Origin of the sequence: Shewanella benthica KT99 (assembly GCF_000172075.1) — a bacterium.
Classification (GTDB): domain Bacteria; phylum Pseudomonadota; class Gammaproteobacteria; order Enterobacterales; family Shewanellaceae; genus Shewanella; species Shewanella benthica_A.
In genome coordinates this window covers 23,791-31,020 of record NZ_ABIC01000046.1, presented here as the reverse complement: position 1 = coordinate 31,020, position 7,230 = coordinate 23,791, and the positions used below count along the sequence as shown (strand labels likewise).

4 protein-coding genes and 1 pseudogene are annotated in these 7,230 nt (G+C 43.7%); 1 reads left to right on the top strand and 4 read right to left on the bottom strand.

Annotation, left to right across the window (positions count from 1 at the left end; all coding sequences use genetic code 11):
* Positions 1 to 674: pseudogene (locus KT99_RS16670) on the bottom strand (IS21 family transposase); the annotation flags it as partial.
* A 296-nt stretch (positions 675 to 970) separates the two neighbouring features.
* On the opposite strand from KT99_RS16670, the gene KT99_RS16665 reads away from it, so the two are divergent.
* Positions 971 to 3,661, top strand: coding sequence for a bifunctional acetate--CoA ligase family protein/GNAT family N-acetyltransferase (locus KT99_RS16665; RefSeq protein ID WP_005502317.1), 2,691 nt, complete (start codon positions 971 to 973; stop codon positions 3,659 to 3,661).
* Positions 3,662 to 3,732: 71 nt separating this feature from the next.
* On the opposite strand, the gene KT99_RS16660 is transcribed toward KT99_RS16665, so the two are convergent.
* From KT99_RS16660 to dmeF, 3 genes are all read right to left on the bottom strand, one after another.
* Entirely contained in the window at positions 3,733 to 5,364 is a 1,632-nt protein-coding gene (locus tag KT99_RS16660; protein ID WP_040572129.1) for a phosphoethanolamine transferase, read from the bottom strand.
* A 221-nt stretch (positions 5,365 to 5,585) separates the two neighbouring features.
* Complete coding sequence (locus KT99_RS16655; RefSeq protein WP_005502315.1) at positions 5,586 to 6,005, bottom strand: MarR family winged helix-turn-helix transcriptional regulator; 420 nt, start codon at positions 6,003 to 6,005, stop codon at positions 5,586 to 5,588.
* Between the two features lie 70 nt (positions 6,006 to 6,075).
* On the bottom strand, positions 6,076 to 7,047 hold the full coding sequence (gene dmeF / locus KT99_RS16650) for a CDF family Co(II)/Ni(II) efflux transporter DmeF (RefSeq protein ID WP_005502314.1): 972 nt from the start codon (positions 7,045 to 7,047) through the stop codon (positions 6,076 to 6,078).
* Between the last annotated feature and the right edge of the window lie 183 nt (positions 7,048 to 7,230).

The window sequence follows — 7,230 nt, the reverse complement described above, 5'->3', positions numbered from 1 at the left end:
TTGTTGTTTCGAGTGGCTTTTACCCCGTAATGTGTGCATAACTTGGTGTAGCGTTCTGTCAGAACTTCAGCTTCGGTGTGGTTTTTAAATGCAGCGCTTAAGCTGTCTGTACGGTGGGTGAGTGGCACGCCACCACTCTGCCAAAAAGCATTTTGAAGCCCTGATGACAGTGACTCAAAACTTTCACCACCGAGTACAACCTCGACATAGGTCCAGCCACTGAACACCAAACGGTAATGATAAAGCTTGTGCTTAAATGTGTTGCCAGCGAGGGTTATATTTAGCTCGTTGGCCCAAGTGTAGTCAGAAATGCCCATTGCCCCCGGCGTATGTTTCTGCCTGAAAATGACGTCTTGCTCAGGCCCGTGTATGACGCGCCATGTCTTAATTCGGCGTTGTAAAGTGCGTAGCTGTGAGCGCTCCAATTGCCCCGGTGCGATTTCCTCTAGTTTTTCGAATAATGTAATGGGCTGCAGTGAGGGTTCTTTTTCAAGCAACGGCACAACATGCTGCTCGAAAAGACCATTAAGAGGATCTTTTCTGGTCGCGTATTGACGTGGTAATTTGCTGGTGTTGTGTTGGCCAGCATCAATTCGTCTAGCTGAACGGGAAGAAAACCCCGCCTTTGCCGCAGCAGATGATTGAGTCTGTTTAGGTTTATTACGATAAGACATATATAGGTTAACCTGTAGTTGGTTTATGGGTTTTCCAGGCATATAAATCTCTCAAGAATTATGTATGCCTAAAGATGACCAAAACCGGACAAGCTAATTGTCGCGAACTGGCCAAGTTAATTGTCGCCTAATATCATAGAATAAAAGTCAAAACGAGAACCACAAAATCACCACAATGAATTTTAAATTTGACCCGTTATGGTATTAGACCTAATTGCTTAAATATGTGATTATCGAGGTGATTTTTTAAGTGACTGATGTGAAAGTGAGTCGCGCCGTGATAAAAGGAAGTACTAATGAGCCAGCGTACGTTACATAGCCTCTTTAACCCTAAATCAGTAGCCATTATTGGTGCATCGAATAAAGAAAAACGTGCCGGTAACATCATCATGAAGAACTTGCTCGCGGGCGGTTTTTCCGGTCCTATCATGCCGGTAACCCCAAAATATCAAGCTGTACTCGGTGTCCTCGCCTACCCCAATATTGAAGCTCTGCCATTGAAACCCGATTTAGCCATTATCTGTACCGCCGCAGACAAAGTACCAAGCATAGTCGCAACCTTAGCTCAGTTTGGTTGTAAGACGGCCATTATCAATGCTTCTGGTATGGGTCAACAGGTCAATGATATGGGCATCAATCTGCTAACGCTGGCCAAAAATAATGCTCAGCGTTACGGCATGCGGATCCTTGGACCAAACAGCTTAGGTATGATGCTGCCAAATTTAGGATTAAATGCCAGTTTGGCCCATACCTGTGCACTACCAGGGAAAATAGCCTTCGTGTCACAATCCGCGGCAATATGCACGACGGTACTCGATTGGGCCAATAATAAGGGTATCGGCTTCTCCTCTTTTATTTCTCTGGGTGATACCACAGATATCGATTTTGATGAACTGCTCGATTATCTAGGCAGAGACTCGCGCACCAGTGCAATCATGCTTTATATCGATTCCATCAGCGAGAAGCGTCATTTCCTCTCAGCCGCACGCGCAGCGTCGCGTAACAAACCCATATTGGTGATAAAATCTGGGCGTAGCCTGGAGGGGACCAACGCCGCCAGACTTCACACTGGCGGACGCACGGGCAACGATGCAGTTTATGAAGCCGCGTTTAGGCGCGCCGGTATGCTAAGAGTCAATGACTTAATCGAACTCTTTGCCGCCGTAGAAACCTTAGCCCACTCCTCCCCTCTTCTCGGTGAGCGGTTGGCCATTATCACTAATGGAGGCGGACCTGCGGTACTCGCCTTAGATCAACTCATGCTAAGGGGGGGGAAGTCGGTGCAACTTGATGATGAGTCTTTCCAAGCCCTCAACCAACTGCTGCCCTCTACCTGGTCAGGGCAAAACCCGATAGACATTGGCGGAGACGCCGACGCAGAGCGTTATACTAAGACGGTTGAAATCATGATGAACAGCAATTTAGCCGATGCCATCTTGGTACTGCACTCGCCTTCGGCACTGGGAGATAGCGTCGAAATAGCCGAACAATTAACTAAGATGGTGGCTAAGCACCCTAATAGAAAAAGGATCAACATCCTCACCAACTGGAGTGGCGAAGACGCCGCTTATCAGGCACGTAAACATTTTAATAAAGCCGGGCTGCCCACATACCGCACACCTGAAGGAGCCGTTGGCGCCTTTATGCATATGGTCGAGTACCGCAGAAACCAAAAGCTCCTGCAAGAAGTGCCTCAATCGATACCTGACAATATTCCAACAGATGCATGTAAGGCGAAAGCAGCACTCGCTAAAGCCAAAGAACGGGGGCGAAAAACCTTAGAGACCCATGAGTCTCAAGAGATCTTAAGTGCCTATGGCTTAAAAACCATCGACACCTATGTCGCCCAAGATCCTCACTCAGCAGCTGAGATAGCACAAAATATTGGCTATCCTGTGGCCTTAAAGGTGCAATCGCCCGATATTCGTCATAAATCCGATGTCCATGGAGTCATGCTCAACTTAAGCAGTAAAGAAGAGGTGATACAGGCTGCAATTGCCATTAAAGAGCGTGTGTTATCAAGCCATCCAGATGCTCGTATCGAAGGCCTGTTAGTGCAGAAGATGGCATTAACGGCCGGAGCACAGGAGATCCGTGTTGCGGTCATCAATGATCCTGTTTTTGGACCAGCCATCTTACTCGGCGAAGGAGGCTCTGAGTGGGATCCCGCAACCGATGCCGTGGTTGCTCTGCCCCCCTTGAATATGACCTTAGCAAGATACATGGTGATCCAAGCATTGAAGACTAAGAAACTTAAAGATCGTCATCTTCCTTTGGGGCTGGATATGAATGCACTCTGTGTGATGTTGACACAAATATCTCATCTGGTGATCGATTGTCCCGAAATCGCCAGTATGGACCTTAACCCTGTGCTATGTGCCGGGGACAATATTACTATGCTGGACGTGAGCATACAGCTCAATGAGCACCCTCTCGATAACACCTCTCGTCTCGCCATTTCCCCCTACCCTAAGGAGCTTGAACAAGTCGCTACATTAAAAAACGGTCAAGAAGTGATGTTGAGGCCTATTTTACCCGAAGATGAACCTAAGCATCTGGCGTTCGACAACTCGCTGTCAGATGAAGACAGGTATAAACGCTACTTCGGTGTACGCTCAAAAATGACTCACGAAGAGATGGCGGTGTTAACTCAAATCGATTACGCCCGTGAGATGGCCTTTATTGCAACCTCCAGTGGCGAAGATGGCGAAGAGATAACCTTAGGTGCGATACGAGCCTCGATCGATCCGGATAATACCCAAGCTGAATTTGCCATGGCGGTAAGGAGTGATCATCAAGGACAAGGTTTAGGTAAGCTATTATTGGAAAAACTGATCGCTTATTACAAGACTAATGATACTCAAGTACTCACAGGATTTACCATGTTTGAGAATCGTAGCATGGCAAATCTGGCCAAACGCCTTGGTTTTACCGTGACGTTCGATATGGAAGAGCGCTTGATCAAGATGGATATGCAACTGAAATAAGTTCACAATAAAGCAAGGGTAGCATTACGATAAACAACAAAGAGGATATTGCCATCCTCTTTGTTAACTACTTACTTAGGCAGCCTACATGAGCTGAATATATCCAATCTTTTATCGTATACAACTGATTTTATGTTCATTATCCCGAGTAAAGAATCAAAAATATTGTCATGGGAAAAACCACCTACTCGAGCCTTAGCCTTGAGACATGTTAGGTCTAAATTATTTTCAGCGGCAAAGTCATCAGAAAACCAGGTCAACATAGGGATATGTATCTGTTCATCGGGGGCTATAGCATAAGGTGCGCCATGGAGGTACATGCCTTTTTCACCCAGAGATTCCCCATGGTCCGACACATAGATCATCCCAGTATCGTATCTCTCCTGCTCAGACATGAGCTTCTCGATGACTTGGGCAACAATATAGTCGGTATAAAGAATGGTATTATCATAGGTGTTCATCAACTCTTCATCACTGCAGTTTTGAATATCACTTCTTTGACAATCCGAGGAAAACTGTCTGTGCTCCTCCGGATAGCGTAAGTAATATGTCGGCCCATGAGAGCCTATGATATGTAATACCAGTAAGCTATCCTTGTGCTTAAGCTCTGCCAGTGCTTTATCCAATTCATTTAACAGCACCTGATCAAAACAGTACTGTCCATTACAAAGCTTAGAATCATTGTCTAACTTAACGATCAGATGCGGCACTCTATCGCATACCCCTTTACAGCCACTGTCATTATCGAGCCAAAGCAGTTGTATGCCGCCATGTTGTAATACATCCATGACACCGTCTTGTGCCTTGGCTTCCCGGGCGTCATAGTCTTTACGACTCATATTAGAAAACATACAAGGCACAGAAACTGCGGTGGCCGTCCCACACGACGTGGTATTCATAAATGCTGTTAGGCCGTATGGTTTTGTGTACGTGTTAGTGGATTTATCATAACCGTAATATTCATAGTTCATCGATCTGGCCGTTTCACCAAGAACCATCACCACTAGGTTAGGTTTCTTGTTAGTGTCTTGAGTCTCGTTAACCGCATCTAAACCTATCTGCTTATACTCTAGAGGAGTCTGTAGATAGTTCATATTAGTATATTTAGCTATCGAACCGAGTACATAAGTCGGTATGATGAAACGTTTCAGCTCATCGTTATTTCGACCAAAAGACACATAATTTTGATAATAAAAGAAACCTATAACCCCTATTCCAATGAGCATTAACAACATGAATGCAAATTTGTATAATAGCTCCACTAACACAGGTTTATACCTGATATTCAGTTTTAATATCAAGTAGGAAGGCAATAAACCTGTTAATAAAAAGTTAACCACAGAGGAAAAATTAATATAGGTAAATGCCTCAGCAGAATTTGTCTGCAGCGTGTTTTCAATCATCCCATAATCAAACACGACACCGTATTGCAGCGCCGCGAAAAATACACAGGAGGAGAGCAAGGTGACACCAATAAAGAAAGGCTTTAACAGATATTTAACGCTAAATAATGAGAAGATAAAACTCAAGGAAAAAATTAAAAAAATAGGAATCGTTGCAATGAACAGAGGATCCACTTCCCCCTGTTTTTCTATGCCTATTTGTACAATTCTAAAAAATGGAATGTTAAATACAGCAACATAGAAAATGGAGATAAATAGGGTAAATTGAATGACTGTTGGGTTTTTTAAACGAATTAGCACACAGATTCTCACTCACTAGATGATAAAGACAAGAATGCAGTTAGTAAAAATTGCAGCCTAATGCTTAGTGCAAGCCATCAAAGACGACACTAAGCTAAACAATAATTAAGTTTAGCTCTAGCGCTGTGAAAAAAATGTGTGTAAATACAAATAACCTTGTCCACGAAGAAGCGGAGGAGTTTTAGCTTAACGAGAAGTTACATCGACTATCAAGGAGGATACTAAAATTCGGCATTAATACGCTTCATAAAGCTAAGCAGTTGTATTCTCTCTGCATCAGAAAACTCAGCCGTAAGCTCTCCCGTAAGTTGCAGATGTAAAGCATCATGTTCTAGATACAACTCTTGTCCTTGCTCCGTGAGTGCAACTAAAATTGAGCGTCGATCTGACTCGTGGGGCATACGAGTCACCAGATCAGATTTAACCATCTTATCTATTTGTACCGTCAGTGTACCTGTGGTTACCCCAAGTTTCTCTGCCAGCTCCTTCATCCTCAAAGGACCATGGCCGCCTAAGATCTCTACCGTATGTATTTGTGGCAGACTGTAGCCATTATCTTTCACCACGGCCTGCTCCCAGGAAGAAAGTTTTTCATAGAATTCAACCATGACATGATTTAACTGATCTTCAGTAGACTTCATTTGCTTCTCTTAATATGATCACTGCACTATGTATGTGCTTATGACGATCCGCCATAAGCACATATTAACTTCACCCGCTACATTCTGCCTGATTTGAGGCATTAACTTCAATGGTCAAATGGTTAAGACGGGTAAACGAACTCAATTTATCTTTGTAAAAAACGGTATCTTGGGGCGCTGTTGTTACTATGGCAATTTCTGCAGCATAGTGATCGGCGCTGATCCGCCATACATGAATATCCGAAATTTCATCTTGAGTATCAGACTCGATAGCCTGGACTATCTCCTGTTTGTAGTCATTTTCAATACTTGCATCTAACAGTATCGGTGCCGTTTGTTTTAATAACTGCCAGGCCCACCTGGTGATGATAATCGAGCCGACGATCCCCATAATAGGATCAAGCCAGTTCAATCCATAAAATTTACCCAGTAATAAGGCTCCAATGGCGAGTATCGACGTCAGCGCATCCGCAAGTACATGAAAATACGCTGCTTTTAAATTATGATCATGAGTCTGAGTATGTTCATGAGCATCCTCAGCGCTGTGATTATGAGAATCCTCATGTGAATGATCGTGTGTGTGATGGTCTTTTAATAAGAAAACACTGATCACATTCACGGTAAGTCCAATAATGGCAACCAAGATAGCTTCGTTAAAGTGAATCTGATGTGGATTAAAGACTCGCATAACCGACTCAACTAATATGATGAGCGCCACCATTCCTAGGGCAATGGCGCTAGTAAAGCCACCTAATACACTAACTTTCCCCGTACCAAAGGAAAATTCCGGGTTATTGGCATGTTTTCTTGCATAATGATAAGCAAAAAGCGCGATTGTAAATGCGGCTGCATGGGTACCCATATGCCAGCCATCGGCCAGTAATGCCATCGAGCCATAAACGGTTCCTGCAACGATTTCTACAACCATGGTCACCACAGTCAAGTAGAGCACATATCGAGTATTACGCTCTCCGGCATCACTGACCGAAGAAAAATTATGTGTGTGTTGCCATTTTTCTGAAGCCTGACTTATTTTATTCATCTTAAACCTTAATCAGATGGAAAATTAAATGAAAATAACCGGGTCTATCGCAAACGACCTTGCATGCACAACCAACCTGATGTTAATTTGTACAGACCGAGCGTCCGGTAAAATACTTTGATAATCAAACATAATTATTTTAGTATAGTTTGCCTATCAAGGTATATAGGCTTATTCTCTTTT